The 18,758-nt window shown below is 64.5% G+C and carries 18 protein-coding genes; 10 read left to right on the forward strand and 8 right to left on the reverse strand.

The annotated features are described in order from the left end of the window. Window positions 1–5: 5 nt before the first annotated feature. From CS1GBM3_RS13215 to CS1GBM3_RS13235, 5 genes are all read left to right on the forward strand, one after another. Complete coding sequence (locus CS1GBM3_RS13215; RefSeq protein WP_072395859.1) at window positions 6–653, forward strand: urea amidolyase associated protein UAAP2; 648 nt, start codon at window positions 6–8, stop codon at window positions 651–653. Between the two features lies 1 nt (window position 654). After that, complete coding sequence (gene uca / locus CS1GBM3_RS13220; RefSeq protein ID WP_072395860.1) at window positions 655–4,278, forward strand: urea carboxylase; 3,624 nt, start codon at window positions 655–657, stop codon at window positions 4,276–4,278. Then, on the forward strand, window positions 4,278–6,068 hold the full coding sequence (gene atzF, locus CS1GBM3_RS13225) for an allophanate hydrolase (RefSeq protein WP_072395861.1): 1,791 nt from the start codon (window positions 4,278–4,280) through the stop codon (window positions 6,066–6,068). The genes uca and atzF overlap by 1 nt, the downstream gene beginning before the upstream one ends. Before the next feature lie 62 nt (window positions 6,069–6,130). Then, window positions 6,131–6,619 carry an anthrone oxygenase family protein gene (locus CS1GBM3_RS13230; protein ID WP_072395862.1) on the forward strand — a complete coding sequence of 163 codons (489 nt, stop codon included), beginning with the start codon at window positions 6,131–6,133 and terminating at the stop codon, window positions 6,617–6,619. Between the two features lie 127 nt (window positions 6,620–6,746). Then, window positions 6,747–7,682 (forward strand): hypothetical protein, encoded by a 936-nt coding sequence (locus tag CS1GBM3_RS13235; RefSeq protein ID WP_072395863.1) that lies wholly within the window; start codon window positions 6,747–6,749, stop codon window positions 7,680–7,682. Here CS1GBM3_RS13235 and CS1GBM3_RS13240 read toward each other — a convergent pair. Continuing rightward, a complete protein-coding gene (locus CS1GBM3_RS13240) occupies window positions 7,679–8,854 on the reverse strand; it encodes a phosphoserine transaminase (RefSeq protein WP_072397492.1) in 1,176 nt (391 codons plus the stop codon). The genes CS1GBM3_RS13235 and CS1GBM3_RS13240 overlap by 4 nt on opposite strands. 39 nt (window positions 8,855–8,893) lie before the next feature. Further along, window positions 8,894–10,492, reverse strand: coding sequence for a phosphoglycerate dehydrogenase (gene serA, locus CS1GBM3_RS13245; RefSeq protein ID WP_072395864.1), 1,599 nt, complete (start codon window positions 10,490–10,492; stop codon window positions 8,894–8,896). 147 nt (window positions 10,493–10,639) lie between these two features. Between serA and CS1GBM3_RS13250 the strand changes: the two genes are divergently transcribed. Further along, window positions 10,640–10,945 (forward strand): plasmid stabilization protein, encoded by a 306-nt coding sequence (locus CS1GBM3_RS13250; protein ID WP_072395865.1) that lies wholly within the window; start codon window positions 10,640–10,642, stop codon window positions 10,943–10,945. Between the two features lie 75 nt (window positions 10,946–11,020). Here the strand turns inward: CS1GBM3_RS13250 and CS1GBM3_RS13255 are convergent, their stop codons facing one another. Further along, window positions 11,021–11,287 carry a PepSY domain-containing protein gene (locus tag CS1GBM3_RS13255; RefSeq protein ID WP_072395867.1) on the reverse strand — a complete coding sequence of 89 codons (267 nt, stop codon included), beginning with the start codon at window positions 11,285–11,287 and terminating at the stop codon, window positions 11,021–11,023. A 151-nt stretch (window positions 11,288–11,438) separates the two neighbouring features. Here CS1GBM3_RS13255 and CS1GBM3_RS13260 point away from each other — a divergent pair, with 151 nt between their 5' ends. From CS1GBM3_RS13260 to CS1GBM3_RS13275, 4 genes are all read left to right on the forward strand, one after another. Next, entirely contained in the window at window positions 11,439–11,762 is a 324-nt protein-coding gene (locus tag CS1GBM3_RS13260) for a PepSY domain-containing protein (protein WP_072395869.1), read from the forward strand. Beyond that, the gene (locus CS1GBM3_RS13265; RefSeq protein WP_072395871.1) at window positions 11,762–12,427 is read left to right on the forward strand and encodes a response regulator transcription factor; all 666 of its coding nucleotides are present in this window, start codon (window positions 11,762–11,764) and stop codon (window positions 12,425–12,427) included. The genes CS1GBM3_RS13260 and CS1GBM3_RS13265 overlap by 1 nt, the downstream gene beginning before the upstream one ends. Continuing rightward, window positions 12,424–13,800 (forward strand): sensor histidine kinase, encoded by a 1,377-nt coding sequence (locus CS1GBM3_RS13270; protein WP_072395873.1) that lies wholly within the window; start codon window positions 12,424–12,426, stop codon window positions 13,798–13,800. The genes CS1GBM3_RS13265 and CS1GBM3_RS13270 overlap by 4 nt, the downstream gene beginning before the upstream one ends. 122 nt (window positions 13,801–13,922) lie before the next feature. Continuing rightward, window positions 13,923–14,195, forward strand: a complete 273-nt coding sequence (locus CS1GBM3_RS13275; RefSeq protein WP_072397494.1) for a PepSY domain-containing protein — start codon at window positions 13,923–13,925, stop codon at window positions 14,193–14,195. 86 nt (window positions 14,196–14,281) lie between these two features. Here the strand turns inward: CS1GBM3_RS13275 and CS1GBM3_RS13280 are convergent, their stop codons facing one another. From CS1GBM3_RS13280 to CS1GBM3_RS13300, 5 genes are all read right to left on the reverse strand, one after another. Next, window positions 14,282–15,040, reverse strand: a complete 759-nt coding sequence (locus CS1GBM3_RS13280; protein ID WP_072395875.1) for an SDR family oxidoreductase — start codon at window positions 15,038–15,040, stop codon at window positions 14,282–14,284. Between the two features lie 13 nt (window positions 15,041–15,053). Next, window positions 15,054–15,983 carry a 3-hydroxybutyryl-CoA dehydrogenase gene (locus CS1GBM3_RS13285; RefSeq protein WP_072395877.1) on the reverse strand — a complete coding sequence of 310 codons (930 nt, stop codon included), beginning with the start codon at window positions 15,981–15,983 and terminating at the stop codon, window positions 15,054–15,056. Between the two features lie 86 nt (window positions 15,984–16,069). Beyond that, window positions 16,070–17,014, reverse strand: coding sequence for an electron transfer flavoprotein subunit alpha/FixB family protein (locus CS1GBM3_RS13290; RefSeq protein WP_072395878.1), 945 nt, complete (start codon window positions 17,012–17,014; stop codon window positions 16,070–16,072). Further along, complete coding sequence (locus CS1GBM3_RS13295; protein WP_072395879.1) at window positions 17,014–17,769, reverse strand: electron transfer flavoprotein subunit beta/FixA family protein; 756 nt, start codon at window positions 17,767–17,769, stop codon at window positions 17,014–17,016. Before CS1GBM3_RS13295 ends, CS1GBM3_RS13290 begins: the two co-directional genes overlap by 1 nt. A gap of 261 nt (window positions 17,770–18,030) precedes the next feature. Then, complete coding sequence (locus CS1GBM3_RS13300) at window positions 18,031–18,732, reverse strand: rhomboid family intramembrane serine protease (RefSeq protein ID WP_072395880.1); 702 nt, start codon at window positions 18,730–18,732, stop codon at window positions 18,031–18,033. Window positions 18,733–18,758: the final 26 nt, after the last annotated feature.

Consider the following 18,758-nt stretch of genomic DNA (forward strand, 5'->3'; position numbering starts at 1 on the left):
CGACAATGATCAAGGAAAGCACGCTCGCTCCTGCCGCAGCGGCACATCGCGAGACCGTCCTCGCCGGCGACTACTGGATGCACGTCGTAAAGCGCGGCGAGACGCTGCGCATCGTCGACCTCGAAGGTAATCAGGCCGCCGACACGCTCTTCTTTAACGCCGACGATCCCTACGAGCGCTACTCGGCCACCGACACCATCCGCGAGCAAGGAAACGTCTACCTCGGCCCCGGCTCCATCCTGTTGTCCGACCTCTGCCGCCCGTTGATGACCATAACCGCCGACACCGTCGGCCGCCACGACACGCTCGGCGGCGCCTGCGCGACGGAAAGCAACACGGTCCGCTACGCGCTCGAAAAGAAGAGCATGCACGCCTGCCGCGACAGCTTCTTGCTCGGCGTCATCGAGAACGAGCAGTATGGGCTCTCGAAGCGGGACATCGCGCACAACATCAACTTCTTCATGAACGTGCCAGTGACGCCCGACGGCGGTCTGACGTTCGCCGATGGCGTCTCCGCGCCCGGCAAATACGTCGAGATGCGCGCCGAGATGGACGTCATCGTTCTCATCTCGAATTGCCCGCAACTGAACAACCCGTGCAATGCCTACAACCCGACGCCCATCGAGGTTCTGATCTGGCCGGAGGGCGCCTGACGTGTTCAAGAAAGTTCTGATCGCCAACCGCGGCGCCATCGCCTGCCGCATCATTCGCACGCTCGACCGCATGGGTATCGCCAGCGTCGCCGTCTATTCGGATGCCGACCGTCACTCCATGCACGTCGCGCAAGCGCGCGAGTCCGTCGCCATCGGCCCGGCACCCGCGGCACAAAGCTATCTCAATACCGATGCGATCCTCGCGGCCGCGAAAGCCACCGGCGCCGAAGCCATTCATCCGGGCTATGGCTTTCTCTCCGAGAACCCAGACTTCGCCGAAGCCTGCGCGGCCGCCGGCATCGTCTTCATCGGCCCGAAGCCGGATCAGATGCGCGCCTTCGGCCTGAAGCACCGCGCCCGCGAGCTGGCCCTCGCGGCCGGCGTTCCGCTCGCGCCAGGCTCCGGCCTTATAAGCAGTCTCGCCGAAGCGGAAAGCGAGGCCGCGCGCATCGGCTACCCGGTAATGTTGAAGAGCACGGCAGGCGGCGGCGGAATCGGACTGCAGCTCGTCTCGTCGCAGTCGGAGCTTGCGCCGCTCTACGAGAGCGTCGAGCGCCTTGCACGCAACAACTTCAAGGATCCGGGCCTCTTTCTCGAGAAGTACGTCGCGCGTGGCCGCCACATCGAGGTGCAGATCTTCGGCGACGGCAAGGGCCGCGTCGTGGCCCTCGGCGAGCGCGACTGCTCGGCCCAGCGCCGCAATCAGAAAGTCATCGAGGAAACGCCCGCTCCGGGCCTTGCTGAAGAGACGCGCGCCGCGCTTTGGGAGACGGCGCGCCAGCTCGGCAAGTCCGTCAACTACGAAAGCGCCGGCACCGTCGAGTTCCTGTACGACAGCGACACGAGCGAGTTCTACTTCCTCGAGGTCAACACGCGCCTTCAGGTCGAGCACGGCGTGACCGAGGAGGTCACCGGCACGGACCTCGTCGAATGGATGGTCCGCCAGGCGGCCGGCGAAGCACTCCCGCTCGATCAAGACAGCATCACGCCCAGGGGCGCCTCGATCCAGGTTCGCCTTTACGCCGAGAACCCCGGCCGCGACTTCCGCCCGAGCTCCGGGCAGCTCACGCACGTCGCCTGGCCGAAGACAGCGCGTATCGAGACCTGGGTCGAAAGTGGAGCCGAGATTTCACCATTCTACGATCCCATGCTGGCCAAGATCATCGTCACGGCGGAGACGCGCGAGCAAGCGCTCGCAAAGCTGCGCGACGCCCTCACTGCCACCGAGATCGGCGGTTTCGAGACCAACCTCGATTATCTGCGCCAACTGGCATCGTCCGAGATACTCGCCAATGGCGAGATGCTGACGCAAACGCTCGCGACGTTCCCTTATCACGCGCGCACCATCGACGTTTTGGCGCCAGGCACCCAGACCACGATCCAGGATTGGCCGGGCCGCACCGGATACTGGGCCGTCGGCGTGCCTCCGTCAGGGCCGATGGATCACCTGTCGTTCCGCCTCGCCAATCGCCTTGTCGGCAACGGGGAAGGCGCACCCGCACTCGAGATAACGCTCTCCGGGCCAACGCTCGAGTTCAACTGTGACACCGTCATCTGTATCGGAGGCGCAGAGATGACGGCCACCATCGCGGGTCGTCCAGTGCCGTTCTGGCAACCGGTCGCAGTCACGGCAGGCGAGGTCCTGAAGCTCGGCAGCGTGACCGAAGCAGGAACCCGTGCCTATCTCGCCGTGCGCGGCGGCTTCGACGCCCCGGCGTACCTCGGCAGTCGCGCAACATTCACGCTCGGCAAATTCGGTGGCCACGGCGGCCGCGTCCTCTTGGCGGGCGACGTGCTGCATATCGCGAACGATAGCGCGCTCGCGACAGCCAGTGCCTCCGAGCCGCTCGCCTCGGCGCTCCGCCCGGAGCTGACCCGCGCTTGGGAGATCGGTGTCCTCTACGGTCCCCATGGCGCGCCAGACTTCTTCACCGACGACGACATCGCGACCTTCTTCTCCGCGCGATGGGAGGTTCACTACAATTCCAACCGCACCGGCGTGCGCCTGATCGGCCCGAAACCGCAATGGGCGCGCGCCGACGGCGGCGAGGCCGGCCTGCACCCCAGCAACATTCACGACAACGCCTATGCCATCGGCGCCGTGGACTTCACTGGCGACATGCCGGTCATCCTGGGCCCGGACGGTCCATCACTCGGCGGATTCGTCTGCCCGGCAACCATCGTCCAGGCCGAGCTGTGGAAGCTCGGCCAGCTCCGGCCGGGCGACGAGGTGCGCTTCAAGCGGCTCTCTCCATCCGAGGCCCGCGCTCTCGAGCTGAAGCAGGATCGCGAGATCGCAACGATCGCGCCCGCAACCGCGTCGCTCGTTGAGGCCATCGAGCTCGGACCCGACGATTGCATCGTCGCCACGCGACCGGCATCCGGACCTCATCCCCGCGTGGTCTATCGACGTGCTGGCGACAAATATCTGCTTGTCGAATATGGGCCGCTCGTTCTCGATCTTGAGCTGCGCTTTCGTGTCCACGTGCTGATGACGCGGCTCGAGGCTCTGCGGCTTCCCGGCATCGTCGATCTGACACCCGGCATCCGCTCACTCCAGATCCACTACGACAGCCACATTCTCTCGCTCGCCGTCCTCCTCCAAGAGCTCACCCGCATCGAGGACGAAATGGGCGACATCGGCGACATCGAGGTTCCAAGCCGCATCGTGCACATGCCGCTCTCATGGGACGACGCGGCAACGCAGCTCGCCATCCAGAAGTACATGCAGTCGGTACGCGCGGATGCACCCTGGTGCCCCTCGAACATCGAGTTCATCCGCCGCATCAACGGTCTCGACAGCGTCGATGATGTCAAACGTATCGCCTTTGGCGCGAGCTATTTGGTGCTGGGCCTCGGCGACGTTTACCTCGGCGCGCCCGTCGCGACACCCGTGGACCCGCGCCATCGCCTGGTGACCACCAAGTACAATCCCGCGCGCACCTGGACGCCCGAGAACGCCGTCGGCATCGGTGGTGCCTATCTCTGCATCTACGGCATGGAAGGTCCAGGCGGCTATCAGTTCATCGGCCGCACGGCACAGGTCTGGAACACCTACCGCGTCACGCAGGAATTCGAGGACGACAAGCCCTGGCTCCTGCGCTTCTTTGACCAGATCCGCTTTTACCCGGTCTCGGCCGACGATCTGCTCTCATTTCGAGATGGGTTCCTGCAAGGCAAGGTCGGCCTCGAAATCGAACCGACGATTTTTAAGCTCGCCGATTATCGCCGCTTCCTTTCCGAGAACGCCGGAGAGATCGCGGCCGTAAAGGCGCGCCAGCAGGCTGCCTTCGAGGACGAGAGATCACGCTGGCAGGCGAGCGATCAATCCGGCGCAGCCATCAGTGACACCGTTTCGGACGATGCGGCAGAGGAACCCCTTGCCGAGAACGCCGTCGCGGTCGCAAGCCCCGTTCCAGGCGCAGTGTGGAAGGTGGAGGTGAATCAGGGAGCGCGCGTCAAGAAAGGCGACTTGCTGCTCGTCGTCGAGTCGATGAAGATGGAGATGGCCGTGCACGCACCGTCTGACGGCATCATCGCCGAGATCCGCTGCGCCGAGGGCCGCGCCGTCTCGCTCGGGCAAACCCTCGTTGTGCTGGTCGACGAGACGACGGAGGCTGCCTAGTGACCACGCGTCTTGCCACACAATCCCTCGACATCGCAGCGCTCACCGATGGATACGCCTCAGGAAAGTTCACGCCCACCGACATCATCGAAGAAGTGTATCGGCGCATATCCGAAACAGGGGAGCGACCGGTCTGGATCTCGCTGGTGCCGAAAGAAGCGGCCCTTGCAAAAGCCCGCACTGCGCACGGCCCGCTCGCCGGCATCCCGTTCGCCATCAAGGATAACGTCGATGTCGCAGGCATTCCAACGACGTGCGCGTGTCCCGACTTCACCTACGTACCCGAGCGCTCCGCAACCGTCGTGGAGCAGCTCGAAGCCGCCGGCGCCATCGCCATCGGCAAGACCAACCTCGATCAGTTCGCGACCGGCCTCGTCGGCACGCGCTCGCCCTACGGCATCCCTGCGAGCGTCTTCGACCCGGAGTACGTCTCCGGCGGCTCGAGCTCCGGCTCAGCCGTCGCTGTCGGCGCCGGCCTCGTCTCCTTCGCGCTCGGAACCGATACTGCCGGATCAGGCCGTGTGCCCGCCGCGTTCAACAACATCGTCGGCCTGAAGCCCACCAAGGGGCTGATCAGCGCGCGGGGTGTCGTTCCGGCCTGCCGCACGCAGGATACGGTCTCGATCTTCGCACTGACCGTCGCCGATGCCGCTCGAGCCGCAGCAAGCGCGGCAGGCTACGATTCCGACGAGCCCTATTCGCGGAAACCACCGCGCCCCTTCGCCGTCGAGCGCACGCCGGCCAAGCTGCGTATCGGCGTCCCCGCGACAGGTCTCGAATTCTTCGGCGACAAAGAAGCCGAACGCCTCTACCGCCTCAGCGTCGAGCACGCCGCAAACATCGCAGCCGAGATCGTCGCCTTCGATCTGACACCATTCCGGAAAGCGGCAAGCCTGCTCTACCAGGGACCTTGGGTCGCCGAGAGGCTTGCAGCCATTCGCGCCTTTGCCGAAGACAAGCCCGGCTCCCTGCATGAGGTCGTCGGCCAGATCATCCTTGGCGCCGAAAAAATCTCGGCAGCCGATGCATTCGAGGGCCTTTACGCTCTAGCCGGCTTGACGCGCGAAGCCGAAGCCCAGTGGGAGGCCATGGATGTCATGCTGCTCCCGACGGCGCCGACCACCTACAAGATCAGCGAAGTCCTGGCCGACCCCATTCGCCTCAACTCGAACCTCGGCCTCTACACGAACTTCGTCAACCTGATGGATCTCTCCGCGCTCGCCGTTCCCGCGGGCTTTCGCGACAACGGATTGCCATTCGGCGTCACATTGATCGGCCCCGCTTTTGCCGACGGATGGCTGGCAACGATCGGCGACGCCCTGCACCGCCAATTGTCGGAGCTACGGCTCGGCGCCACAGGGGCCACGCTCAAAGCAACGCCGCCGGTCAGCTCCGCATCCGCCGGAGGCCGCATCTCGGTGGCAGTCGTCGGCGCGCATCTCTCGGGCCAGCCATTGAACGTGCAGCTCCGGGAGCGCAACGCACGGCTCGTCGCCACCACGCGCACGGCGGCGGGATATAGCTTCTATGCGCTCGCAGGCACCACGCCCGCCAAGCCCGGCCTCGTCTTCGATGGACAAGGCGCCGGCAACATCGAGGTCGAGATCTGGGAGATGGACGAAGCCGCCTTCGGCTCGTTCGTCGCGCTTATCCCGCCGCCGCTCGGCATCGGCACCCTCACGCTGGCAGACGGCGGGCAGGTCAAAGGCTTCCTGTGCGAGCCGCACGGACTGGCTGACGCCACGGACATCACCGCCTTCGGCGGCTGGCGCTCTTGGCTCAGCCGTTAGCGCGCCGCATATCCGCAAATCGAGATAGAATGCCGTAAGGCTCTATCCCGACGGAGACCGGCATGGAACTGCTACTGACACTGCTGACCTGGGCTTCGGCCCTAGGCTCCGCCCTGATCGCGGGTGTGTTTTTCGCCTTCTCCGCTTTCATCATGACCGCACTCGGCAACCGCCCCGCGGCCGAAGGCATTGCCGCCATGCAGGAAATCAACGTCGTCGTCGTGCGCTCGGGCTTCATCGCCGTGTTTGTCGCCACCGCAATCGCATCGGCCATTCTGGCGGTCTTCGCGTTGATAAGATGGGACGATCCGCATTCCGGCTACTGGCTGGCTGGCGCCCTGCTCTATGTCCTCGGAACATTCGTCCTGACGATTGCCTGCAACGTTCCACTCAATGACCAGCTCGCCGCGGCCGATGCGGCAAGCCCGCAGGGCGCAAGCGTCTGGGCCACGTATCTGACGGATTGGACGTGGTGGAACACCGTGCGCACCGGAGCCTCCCTCGCCGCGACGGCCGCCTTCATACAGGCCATTCGCGTCGCCCCGGCCTGATCAGCCGAACGGCCTCGGCACCACCACGCAAACTCCTGTCAGCGTCGCGTCAGTTTTCCCTTGCTATTGCCCGACTATCCCGATGAACTCGGGAAAAAGTCCTGACAAAGGAATCGACGGGGAAATCATGCGTAGGGGAGCGTCGCCAGCGGCTCGCGTTGGCTCGTGGGGTGTCATGGTGGCGGCCAGCTGCGTCCTGGCTGAAAGCGCCATGGCCGGACCGGCCGTCGGCCAATTCGAAGTCAAAACACTGGACGCCGAGCCCGGCGAGATCGAATTTCAAAGCCAGAACGCGTATTCTTTTGGAAATCCGCGGCGCAAGACGATCACCGGCCCTGGCGGAGAGATCCAGGCCGACGACAACTCACTCCCCCGCCAGCGTCACGCTCTCGAGCTCGAGTTCGGCATCACAACATTCCTGAAAGGGCGTATCGGCGTCGAGTATGAAAAGGAGCGCCGCGAAGATCCCGCGTCGGTCCGCGCGGCCCAGGGCTACGAGGAGCTCAAGCTCGACGAATACGCCGCCGAACTGATCTGGGTCATGCTGCCCCGCAAGGGTGACGGCGTCGGGCTTGGCATTGTCGTCGAATACGAGGTCCCGGCCGAAAGCGGCGGCGCGCAGACGCTGATCGCGGGCCCGATTTTCGAATGGGCAAGCGGGCCATGGTCCCTGAGCCTCAACCCGACGCTCGTGCGCTTCTTCGGCGGCGAGCGGAACGAAGCTGGACGGCAGGACGAGAAGATCGATTTTGCCTATGCGAACCAGCTCAAGTACCGCTGGTCGCCTCATCTCGATTTCGCCATCGAAGCCTACGGCACCGTCGAGCGCATCGGCGGCCGTGGCGGCCGCAGCGATGAGTCGGCGCTATTTGGAGATTTCGACCAGCACCGCTTGGGCCCAATCATCTACTGGAATTTCACGCCCGAATTTGCCGACGCGCATCGTCACAAGGATGACGATGACGACGAGCAATTGGTGAGCCTCGGCATCGGCGCACTGTTCGGCCTCAACGAGGACACGCCAGACACCACGCTGAAGCTCAGCATGGAAGTCGTGTTCTAACGCTGCGAGCCAAGCTCGGCTTTACCGGCAGCGAACGCCCAATCGAGCCACGGGGTCAGCGCATCCAGATCAGTGGCTTCCACAGTCGCGCCGGTCCAGACGCGCAAGCCTGCCGGCGCATCGCGATAGGATCCGATGTCGAAAGCCACGCCTTCCGCATCGAGGCGCGCCACGAGCACCTTGACGAAGGCGGCTTGCGCGTCAGCCGGGAGCGCCAGAACATCCGGATCGACAACCTTAAGGCACACCGAAGTGTTCGAGCGCGTCGCCGGGTCGACGGCCAGATTTTCGACCCAGGGCGTCCGCTCGATCCAATCGAACAGCACGCCCGCATTGGCATCCGCCCGCGCCATCAGCCCCGAAAGCCCGCCGACGCTCTCGGCCCACGCGAGCGCATCGAGGTAGTCCTCGACGCAAAGCATCGACGGCGTGTTGATGGTCTCGCCCTCGAAGATCGCGGCGTCGAGGTTACCCTTCTTGACCAGCCGAAACAGCTTCGGTAGCGGCCACGCGGGCATGTAGCTCTCAAGGCGGGCCACCGCCCGCGGGCTCAGGATCAGCACGCCGTGCGCCCCCTCTCCGCCGAGCACCTTCTGCCAGGAATAGGTGACGACATCCGTCTTTGCCCAGTCGAGCGGCTGCGCGAAGATGGCGCTCGTCGCGTCGACCAGCGTCAGCCCCTCGCGGTCATCGGGAATCCAGTTTCCGTCCGGCACGCGCACGCCTGACGTCGTGCCGTTCCACGTGAACACCACGTCGCGTGTAAAATCGACGAGATCGAGATCGGGCAGCGCGCCGTAATCGGCCTCCAGCACGCGCACATCGTCGAGCTTCAGATGCTTGACGATGTCCGTCACCCAGCCCTTGCCGAAACTCTCCCACGCCAGCACGTCGACACCCCGTGCACCGAGCAGAGACCACAGCGCCGCTTCAAACGCGCCCGTATCCGAACCTGGCATAATGCCCACATAAAAGTTTCCCGGCACGCCCAGCATCGCGCGCGTGCGCACGATCGCCTCCTTGAGCCGCGCCTTTCCCTCTTTCGAGCGGTGCGAGCGACCGAGAAACGCCTCCGCGAGCGCATCCGGCGTCCATCCCGGCCGCTTCGAGCAGGGTCCCGACGAGAAGCGTGGATTGGCGGGCCGGCGCGTGGGCTTTTGAGGCATCGTCATCAGTGGAACCCAATCGTTGGAATAGGCGTCGCCAAGCACTTACAGCTCGAGCGCTACGGCCTTCGAGATCGCCGGTAGCGCCTGGACTTCCGACAGAACCGCCTGCGAGAGCGGGGCTGAAATGCTGATCAGTGCAATCGCATGCTCAGCGCCGCCGTTGCCGTCAACGCCCACATGCATGCGCGAGATGTTGACGCCCTCGCGCGCCAGGATGCCACCGAGCGCCGCCACCACGCCCGGCTGATCCAGATGCTGCGTGAACAGAAAATGCCCCCTCGGCACCGTCTCGACGTCATAGCTGTCGATGCGCACCAATCGCGGCAGGCGCCCACCCAGCAGCGTGCCGGCCACCGTCGTCGTTACACCTTGCGTCACCGCGCTGACCTCGACCAGAGACACGTAATCACGCGCCTGCTCCGAACGCGCTTCGCGCACCTCGATCCCCTGCGCGGGCGCGAGATGCGCCGCGTTAACCCGGTTGACCGGCCCGGCAAGACGCGAGCTCAAGAGCCCCACTAACGCCTCTGCCGTGATCGGGCGCGGATCGAGCTCGGCTACGGCGCCGAACAGGCGAACCACCAACTCGCTGATCGGCCCATCGCTGAGCGCGCATACCAGCCGACCCAGCGACTGCGCCAACTCCTGGTACGGCCGCATCCGGCTGAGCTGCTCGCTCGAAACACGCGGCAGATTGACCGCGGTCTCCGCCGCCCCCGTCGTCAGAAAGCGCGCGACGTCCTCGGCGATGCGCACGCTTACCGCCTGCTGCGCCTCGGCGGTCGACGCTCCGAGATGGGGCGTCAGCACCACACTCTCAAGCTTGAGGAGTGGCGACTCCTTGGGCGGCTCCTGAACGAACACATCGAGCGCTGCACCCGCCAGATGGCCTGACTCGAGTGCCGCAGCAAGCGCGGCCTCGTCGACAAGACCGCCTCTCGCGCAATTGATGAGACGCGCGCCCTTCTTCATGTGCGCGATGCTGTCGGCATCAATGAGATTGCGCGTCTTATCGATCAGCGGGCAATGCAGGCTGACGTAGTCCGCTTCCGCCACGAGCGCATCGAGATCGCGCGGCTCGGCGGCATTCTCGGCCATGATCTCGGGCGCAACGAACGGATCGTGCGCCAATACGCGCATCTTGAGCCCCGCAGCGCGCACCGCGACGAGCCGGCCGATGGTGCCGAACCCGATGATGCCCAGCGTCTTGCCGGAAAGCTCAGAGCCCACATAGCGCGTGGGTTGCCAGGCGCCGCCACGCACCGAGCGATCTGCCTGCGGCAGATGACGCGACAGCGATAGCAGATGCGCGATCGTCAACTCTGCCGTTGTGGTCGCGTTTGCGTCGGGCGTGTTGAACACCACAACACCGCGTTCCGTTGCCGCAGGCACGTCGATATTATCGACCCCGATACCGGCCCGCCCGATCACCTTGAGCGCAGCGCCGGCCGCAATAACCGGTGCCGTAACCCGCGTCTTCGAGCGCACGATCAGCGCGGCATAGCTCGGAATGCGCGCAATAAGGCTCTCGGCATCGAGACCCGTCTCGACATCGATGGAAAACCCCGGGGTGCTTTCGAGAAGTTTGCGGCCGTCCTCGTGAATCGGATCGGCGATCAGCACGCGAAAAGTCTCGCTCATTCCATCAACCTCACGATCTGTCCGCCCGCTGTTGTGGCGGCGTCCTAGGGCGAGGGCAACCACGAAATGGCCTCTTCGACCAAAGCAGTGTCCGGAACCCGATGTTCTTCACGCTGTTGATGTTGAACTGGAGGAAAGGAGACAAACATGCCGCGAGGAGAAAAGAGCAAATACACGGCCAAGCAGGAGCGCAAAGCCGATCACATCGCCGAAGGCTACGAGAAGCGGGGCGTGGGCAAGAAGGAGGCCGAGCGCAGGGCCTGGGCGACAGTCAACAAGGACGACGCCGGTGGCAAGGCTCCAGGCGGGTCGGGGCGCGGCAAGCGCACCGGCCGACCGGCAGCCCACAAGGGCGGCAGGCTCGGCGGCCGGGCATCGGCGTCGCGGCCAGCAGCCGCACGCTCCGCCTCGGCTCGCAAGACCGCAGCCACGCGCAGACGGCGCGGATCGTAGCGTCGATGGTAGCGTCGCAATGGCACGGCAAGGTGCTCTGGCGCCCATGTGACCACCGGAGCACCGCCGCCCCGCTTAGCGACCCTTCAAAATCTCTCCTGTAGCGGGGTGAGCGCAAGCCTCGACCCGCACGCCCCCGTCTGTCGTTCCCTCGAATTCATAGGCCCCATCGTCAACCTCGATCTCGTGGATCTTGTAACCCTGCCCCTCGAGCTTCTTGATGACGTCGGGGATCGACAGCCACTGGTCGCGCGGCACATTGAGAGGGCCGTAATCGTCACAGGCCAGGGCGGGCGTGGCCACAGCAAGCGAGAGCGCCGTAGCAGCGAGCAGTTTCTTCATCAGACCATCTCCGTTTATGTTGCAGGTTAGGTTACAGGCGGGTTCGGACGGCAATCACGCCCGGACACCGCATCCATGCACCGCGCCCGCTGACCCCCGGCTGATAGCCGTTGTCAGCGGTTTGTCAGCCCAACCGTGCACCTATCCGCCCATGAAGACTGCATTTGCGACAAGACGTACTCTGCTGCTCGCGGCAGCCGGCCTCGTGCTGGCGGCAGCCCCCCTGCGCGCCGATGACGACGACCAGGAGATCGCGCGGCGGGCCCTGATGGAAGGTCGCATCCAATCGCTTTCGAAGATCACAGAAATGGTCAAGCCGCACCTGCCGGGCAAGATCCTGGGCGTTGAGCTGGAGGTCGAGGACGACGGACGCATCGTTTACGAATTCGACGTCATCGACTCGTCCGGCCGCCTGTGGGAGGTGGAGGTGGACGCCGCCACCGGCAAAATTCTGAAGATCGAGGACGACGACTGATGCGCATTCTCGTCGTCGAGGATGAGCCGGCGATTGCGGCCTCGGTCTCTGCCGCGCTCGCAGCGTCCGGCTATCAAACCCGCGTCGCAACCGACGGCGAGGAAGCCTGGTTCCTCGGCGACACCGAGGATTTCGATCTCGTCGTGCTCGACCTCGGTCTGCCGAAGATGGACGGCCTAGCGGTTCTGAAACGCTGGCGTGCCGCCGGCCACCTGATGCCGGTCCTGATATTGACCGCACGCGGCGCTTGGCCGGAGCGCGTGGAAGGCATCGACGCCGGCGCCGACGACTACCTCGCCAAGCCCTTCCAGATCGAGGAGCTGATGGCCCGCGTGCGCGCCCTGATCCGCCGCGCGGCCGGGCAGGCCTCGCCCGTCCTCACGGCAGGCCCCATCTCCGTCGATACGCGACAGATGCGAGTGACGGTCGACGGCATCAACATTGCCGTCTCTCCGCTCGAATACCGCCTCGTCGCCTACCTGCTGCACCACGCGGGACGCGTGATCCCGCCCGGGGAGCTGATCGAGCACCTCTACGGCGACGACGACGCACGCGATGCCAACGCGCTCGAAGCTATCATCACGCGCCTGCGCAAGAAACTCGGCCCCAATGTCGTCGAGACCCGCCGCGGCTTCGGCTACCTGATCCCGACAGGCCCCGAATGACATTCCGTTCGCTGCGTCTGAGACTATTGCTTGCGGGCGCCGTCTCGACAGCCATCGCACTGGCACTCGCAGGATACGGCCTTGCCGTCCTGTTCGAGCGCCATGTCGAGCGGCGCATCGACGCCGAGCTGATCGTCCACCTGAACCAGCTCACCGCGCATCTTGAGCCTGCGGGAGAAGGTCGTCTGAGGCTGTCGACACCGCCCGCCGATCCGCGCTTCGAGGTCCCGCTCTCGGGCCTCTACTGGCAGATCGTCGAAGAGCAGAATGGCTCCGTGCTGCGCTCTCGCTCGCTCTGGGATTCGGACTTAGCGCTGCCGCCCGAGCCTCACGTCGACGACGAGGTCCGACACTATCGCATCGCAGGCCCCGACAAGAAGGAGCTCTACCTCCTGCAGCGCCGCATCACGCTACCGCCGCGCATGGGCGGCGGCACGGCACGCATTGCCGTCGCCTGGGATTCGGCCGAGATCATCACGGCGGTGCGCCAGTTCGCGGCCGACCTGACGCCGCTCCTGACCGTGCTCGGCGCATTGTTGCTCGCCGCGGCGTGGGTGCAGGTCACCATCGGCCTGCGGCCGTTGAACGCCGTCCGCACGCGGCTCGCCGCGATCCGTTCGGGCAAGAGCAAACGTCTCGGCGCAGAATTTCCCGAGGAAGTGCGCCCGCTCGCGCAGGAGATCGATGCCTTGATCGACGCGCGCGATGCCGAGTTGGCGCGCGCGAAAGCACGCGCCGGCGACCTCGCCCATGGATTGCGAACACCGCTGCAGGTACTGCAAACAGAAATCGAGCGGCTGGCCCGCGACGGACACGAGACGGCAGCCCTGCATCTCGCTACCGTGACGCGCACCATGCAGCGCACCGTCGAGCGCGAGCTCGCGCGTGTCCGCCTCGCAGCGCCCCATCGCAATGCACAAGCTGACATCGCCTCGGCCGTCACCCAGGTGGTCCGCGTCGTGGAACGCATGCCGGAAGGAGAACGCCTGGATTGGATCGTCGACATTCCTGCGGGCCTCTCCGCCCCCATTGATCGCGATGATCTGGCCGAGGCATTGGGCAACCTGATCGAGAACGCCGCCCGCCACGCCCGCCACATGGTGACGGTGACGGGCAACACCACCGACGCTACCGTCACGCTATCCGTCGCCGACGACGGCCCCGGCATCCCCGCGGAGCAGCTGCCGGAGGTATTGCGCCGCGGCGGACGCCTTGACGAGCGCGGCTCGGGCGCCGGCCTCGGCTTGGCCATCGTGACCGACATCGTCGAATCCTGGGGCGGAACGCTGACCCTCGCCGAGGGCATCCCGGGCCTCATCGCCACTGTGCAATTTCCGGCCCAGAGCGATCGAGAGACGACAAGCGCGACCTGACAAAACACCGACAATCGCAGTCAGACCGCCGTCAGCAGCAAAGCTTTAACACTGATCTCATTCGCGGCGCCCCAAAGGGACACTCCGCGGGCAGATTTGAACCGACTATTACGGAGATGACCATGACCAAGACGATGCTGACCCTCGCACTTGCAGCCCTGATCTCCGGCGCGGCCGCGACCGGCGCCTATGCCGACGATCGTCCCGCCACGGCCGCCGAGCAGTCCGAGATCAGCGCCATTCTGAACGCCGCCGGCTTCAGCTCCTGGAAGAAGATCGAGTTCGACACCGACGACAACAAGTTCGAGGTTGACGATGCGCGCCACTCCGATGGCCGCGTCTACGACGTCGACATCCGCGACGGAAAGATCATCGACAAGGATCTCGAGGACTAAGTCCCGGCTCAGTCGCGGAGCTGAAATCCAGAAGGCGGGAACATGGTGTTCCCGCCTTCTGTATTTCCGTCAAAAGATCTGCAGCGTCACCCGCGCCCGATGAATGGCATCTTGGTCGCCATCAGCGTCATGAACTGCACGTTGGCCGACAGCGGCAGCAACGCCATATAGACGACCGCCTCCGCAACATGCGCGACATCCATCCGCGGCTCCGGCTCGACGCGACCATCCGCCTGCCGCGCGCCCGCTGCCATCGGCTCCGTCATCTCGGTCGCGGCGTTACCGATGTCGATTTGCGAGCAGGCGATGTCGTAGGCACGCCCATCCAACGAGAGGGACTTTGTTACCCCGGTGACCGCATGCTTCGTTGCCGTGTAAGGTGTGGAGAACGGCCGCGGCACCGCGGCCGAGATGGAGCCGTTGTTGATAATGCGCCCGCCTATGGGCCGCTGTACCTTCATGATGCGAAACGCCGCCTGCGCGCAGAGAAACGCCCCCGTCAGGTTGACGTCGACCACCGCCTGCCATTGCTCAACCGTGAGCTCATCGATCGGCACCGCCGGCGCCGACGCGCCGGCATTGTTGAACAGCACGTCAACGCGCCCGAATTGTTCACGAGCCGCATCGAAAAGGCGCGCCACCTGCGCCGGGTCGGTGACGTCTGCCTGAACGGGAACGGCACGCCCTGTGCGCCCCGCACAACCCGCCGCGGCATCCTCGAGCGCAGCCTGCCGTCGCCCGGCCAGCACCACGTCGAACCCCGCGTCGGACAGCGCGACCGCAACCGCACGCCCGATGCCGCTGCCGGCGCCGGTGACCACGGCCACTTTGTTGGAGTCCGTCATGACGCAAAAAAGCTTAGCGCGTCGGAACCGGCTTCTCGCCCCGATAGTCGTAGAAGCCACGGTTGGTCTTGCGGCCAAGCCAACCCGCCTCGACATACTTCACCAAGAGCGGGCAAGGACGGTACTTGGAATCCGAAAGCCCCTCGTAGAGCACCTGCATCACGGAAAGGCACGTATCGAGACCGATGAAATCCGCAAGCTCGAGTGGTCCCATCGGATGGTGCGCGCCGAGCCGCATGGCCTTGTCGATGCCTTCCACCGTGCCAACGCCCTCATAGAGCGTATAGACGGCTTCGTTGATCATCGGCAGCAGAATGCGATTGACGATGAACGCCGGAAAGTCCTCCGACACCGTCGTCGTCTTGCCGAGGCTGTCGACGAAGGCGCGCGCAACGCCGAACACCTCGTCTTCCGTGGCAATGCCGCGGATCAGCTCGACGAGTTCCATCAGCGGCACGGGGTTCATGAAGTGCATGCCGATGAAGTGCTCGGGCCGGTCCGTCGTTGACGCGAGCCGCGTGATCGACAGCGACGACGTATTGGTCGCAACGATTGCGGAATGCTTGAGCTTGGGACAAAGCTCCTGGAAGATCTTCCGCTTGATCGCCTCGTCCTCGGTCGCCGCCTCGATGACGAGATCACAATTGGTGAGGGCATCGAGGTTCGGTGCGAACTTGATGCGCGCGAGCGCCTCCTTCACGTCGGTCTCGGCGACAAGCCCCTTACTGACCTGTCGCCCCATGTTCTTCTCGATCGTGACCAGGGCCTTGTCGACGGCCTCTTTGCGGATGTCATTGAGCAGCACGTCATATTTGCCGAGTGCGATGACATGGGCGATGCCGCTGCCCATCTGACCTGCGCCGACGACTCCGATCAGCTTGATGTCCGGGACGGGCCGGGCTTCCGGCTTGGCCTTGCTTTCGGCTTTCACTGCAACATCCATAGCGAATGTCCTCTATGTCCCGGCTGAGAATCTAGAGAGCTTCCGACAACGAAAACCGGTTTTCCGATCGGAAGCACGCTAAACCTCTAGAGTCCGGCCTTGCCAAGCTCGGCGTCGAGCTCCGGCAACGCTTGGAAAAGATCGGCAACAAGTCCGTAGTCGGCGACCTGAAAGATCGGCGCCTCAGCGTCCTTGTTTATCGCAACGATGACCTTCGAGTCCTTCATGCCGGCCAGGTGCTGAATGGCACCCGAGATGCCGACCGCCACGTAAAGCTCCGGCGCCACTACCTTGCCGGTCTGACCGACCTGCAGATCGTTTGGCACGAAGCCCGCGTCGACGGCCGCGCGCGAAGCGCCCATCGCCGCTCCGAGCCGCGTCGCGATCGGCTCGATGTAGGTCTTGAAGTTCTCGCTGTTGCCCATGCCGCGACCGCCGGAGATGATGATCTTGGCGGCCGTGAGCTCGGGCCGGTCTGACTTCGTGAGCTCTGCACCGACAAACGAGGAGAGGCCGGCGGACGGCACCGCGCTGACGCTCTCGATGGGCGCCGAGCCACCCTCAGGCTGCGCAGCGAACGCGGCCGTGCGCACCGTGATCACCTTCTTCGCTTCAGGCGACTGCACGGTCTGGATGGCATTGCCCGCATAGATGGGGCGCTCGAACGTATCGGGCGAGACCACCTTGGTGATGTCCGAGATCTGCATGACGTCGAGCAGCGCCGCGACGCGCGGCAGCACGTTCTTTCCGTAGGCCGTGGCCGGCGCCACGATCGCGTCATAGCTCCCGGCGAGCGCCACCACCGTCGCGGCAACCTCCTCGGCGAGCCCATTGGCAAGATGCGGCGCGTCCGCCACCAGAACCTTGCTAACGCCGGCGAGCTTCGACGCAGCCTCTGCTGCCGCAGCCGCATTGTGACCGGCGACGAGCACGTGCACGTCGGAGCTGATCTCCTTGGCCGCCGTCAACGCCTTTGCCGTAGCGCCAGAGAGCGCTGTATTCGAATGCTCTGCAAGAAGAAGAACTGCCATCAGATCACCCCCGCCTCGGTCTTGAGGCGGCGCACGAGTTCCGCCACGTCAGCCACCTTCACGCCGGCCTTGCGCTGCGGCGGCTCGGCGGTCTTGAGCACCTTGAGGCGCGGCGCAACGTCGACGCCGAAATCAGCCGGCTTCTTGACGTCGAGCGGCTTCTTCTTGGCCTTCATGATGTTGGGCAGCGAGGGATAGCGCGGCTCGTTGAGCCGAAGATCTGTCGTGACGACAGCCGGCAGATTGAGCTTCACCGTTTCGAGACCGCCGTCGATCTCGCGCGTCACGGAAACTGCGCCACTCTCAGGTGCCACCTTCGAGGCGAACGTGCCCTGCGGCCAGCCGAGTAGCGCGGCCAGCATCTGGCCGGTCTGATTGCAATCGTCGTCGATGGCCTGCTTGCCGAGCACGACGAGCTCGGGCTTCTCCGCGTCCACCACGGCTTTCAAGAGCTTCGCAACAGCAAGCGGCTCGACCGGCGTATCGTCTGCGGTCTCGATGAGGATCCCGCGATCGGCGCCGATAGCGAGCGCGGTGCGGATCGTCTCTTGCGATTTTGTGGGGCCAATGGAGACCACAACGACTTCCGTTGCGCCCCCCTTCTCCTTGAGCCGAACGGCCTCTTCGACAGCAATCTCGTCGAAGGGGTTCATCGACATTTTGACGTTGGCCAGCTCGATCCCCGACCCGTCGGACTTGACGCGGATTTTCACCGCATAATCGACCACACGCTTCACCGCGACGAGTATCTTCATGATGCGCGGCGCTCCCCGGCGCACTGCCTTCTTATTGTCATTGCTGTCCTGGTTTTATTCGTCCTGAAAAACTTGCCCGCGGAGACGGCCGTCCCGGCCAGGGCAGCCTCCGGTCTCCATTCGCCACGATCTGGGCAGATGCCAGTGTGCGAGCACGAGCCCTTCGCAAGTGCGAGAAACGAAACTAAGAGCCGTTAAAGCGCAAGTCAATGCGGCGGGCGGAGGCACATCCGCGATCGCGGGGCACTCTTTTGCCACCTCTCAGACCCGATAGCCAAGCCCTTTGTCGAACAGCGGCACGCCCGGACGACGCAGGAAGACGACCAGCACGGCCCCCGCGACCAGGCCGCCGATATGCGCCCACCAGGCTACGGGACCCGCCTGCGGCAGGAGCACCATGACCACCTGCATGACGATCCAGGCCCCCAATGCGAATAATGCCGAGATCCGCAGCGGAATGGCTTTCAGCGCCAGCACCCAGACGCGCACGCGCGGATGCAGCACAAGGTAGGCGGCGATCACGCCCGCTACCGCGCCGCTGGCACCTATAAGCGGGATCTCCGATGTCGGATCGATCCAAGCGTGCGTGAGCCCGGCGAACACGCCGCACGCCAAGTAAAAGAACAGGTATTTGATGTGCCCCATGGCGTCCTCGACGTTGTCGCCGAACACCCACAGGAACAGCATGTTGCCCGCGAGATGCAGGATATCGCCGTGGAAGAACATGTACGTGAGCAGCGTCAGCCGCTCGGGAAACTGTGGCCCCACACTCTCGACCGGGATCGGCAGCAGGCTCGTATCGAATAACTCTCTGGGAATGATCGCGAAACTGGCAATCGCCTGGTGGTCGAGCTGCGCCGTCTCGAAGAAATAGACGATCACGTTTATGGCGATCAACGCGATAGTAACCCACTGAAAACGTATAGATTTCAACGAGTTTTCGTCATGCAGCGGAACGAACATCCCAAATCTCTCCCTGCCCCAGTGTC

Source organism: Hyphomicrobium sp. CS1GBMeth3 (assembly GCF_900117455.1).
In the GTDB taxonomy this organism is placed as follows: domain Bacteria; phylum Pseudomonadota; class Alphaproteobacteria; order Rhizobiales; family Hyphomicrobiaceae; genus Hyphomicrobium_C.

Excerpts from the sequence above, each read along its gene's own strand:
- CS1GBM3_RS13215 (WP_072395859.1), top strand. The coding sequence starts at position 6 with ATGATCAAGGAAAGCACGCTCGCTCCTGCCGCAGCGGCACATCGCGAG.
- CS1GBM3_RS13230 (WP_072395862.1), top strand. The coding sequence starts at position 6,131 with ATGGAACTGCTACTGACACTGCTGACCTGGGCTTCGGCCCTAGGCTCC.
- CS1GBM3_RS13235 (WP_072395863.1), top strand. The coding sequence starts at position 6,747 with ATGCGTAGGGGAGCGTCGCCAGCGGCTCGCGTTGGCTCGTGGGGTGTC.
- CS1GBM3_RS13240 (WP_072397492.1), bottom strand. The coding sequence starts at position 8,854 with ATGACGATGCCTCAAAAGCCCACGCGCCGGCCCGCCAATCCACGCTTC.
- serA (WP_072395864.1), bottom strand. The coding sequence starts at position 10,492 with ATGAGCGAGACTTTTCGCGTGCTGATCGCCGATCCGATTCACGAGGAC.
- CS1GBM3_RS13250 (WP_072395865.1), top strand. The coding sequence starts at position 10,640 with ATGCCGCGAGGAGAAAAGAGCAAATACACGGCCAAGCAGGAGCGCAAA.
- CS1GBM3_RS13255 (WP_072395867.1), bottom strand. The coding sequence starts at position 11,287 with ATGAAGAAACTGCTCGCTGCTACGGCGCTCTCGCTTGCTGTGGCCACG.
- CS1GBM3_RS13260 (WP_072395869.1), top strand. The coding sequence starts at position 11,439 with ATGAAGACTGCATTTGCGACAAGACGTACTCTGCTGCTCGCGGCAGCC.
- CS1GBM3_RS13265 (WP_072395871.1), top strand. The coding sequence starts at position 11,762 with ATGCGCATTCTCGTCGTCGAGGATGAGCCGGCGATTGCGGCCTCGGTC.
- CS1GBM3_RS13270 (WP_072395873.1), top strand. The coding sequence starts at position 12,424 with ATGACATTCCGTTCGCTGCGTCTGAGACTATTGCTTGCGGGCGCCGTC.
- CS1GBM3_RS13275 (WP_072397494.1), top strand. The coding sequence starts at position 13,923 with ATGACCAAGACGATGCTGACCCTCGCACTTGCAGCCCTGATCTCCGGC.
- CS1GBM3_RS13280 (WP_072395875.1), bottom strand. The coding sequence starts at position 15,040 with ATGACGGACTCCAACAAAGTGGCCGTGGTCACCGGCGCCGGCAGCGGC.
- CS1GBM3_RS13285 (WP_072395877.1), bottom strand. The coding sequence starts at position 15,983 with ATGGATGTTGCAGTGAAAGCCGAAAGCAAGGCCAAGCCGGAAGCCCGG.
- CS1GBM3_RS13290 (WP_072395878.1), bottom strand. The coding sequence starts at position 17,014 with ATGGCAGTTCTTCTTCTTGCAGAGCATTCGAATACAGCGCTCTCTGGC.
- CS1GBM3_RS13295 (WP_072395879.1), bottom strand. The coding sequence starts at position 17,769 with ATGAAGATACTCGTCGCGGTGAAGCGTGTGGTCGATTATGCGGTGAAA.
- CS1GBM3_RS13300 (WP_072395880.1), bottom strand. The coding sequence starts at position 18,732 with ATGTTCGTTCCGCTGCATGACGAAAACTCGTTGAAATCTATACGTTTT.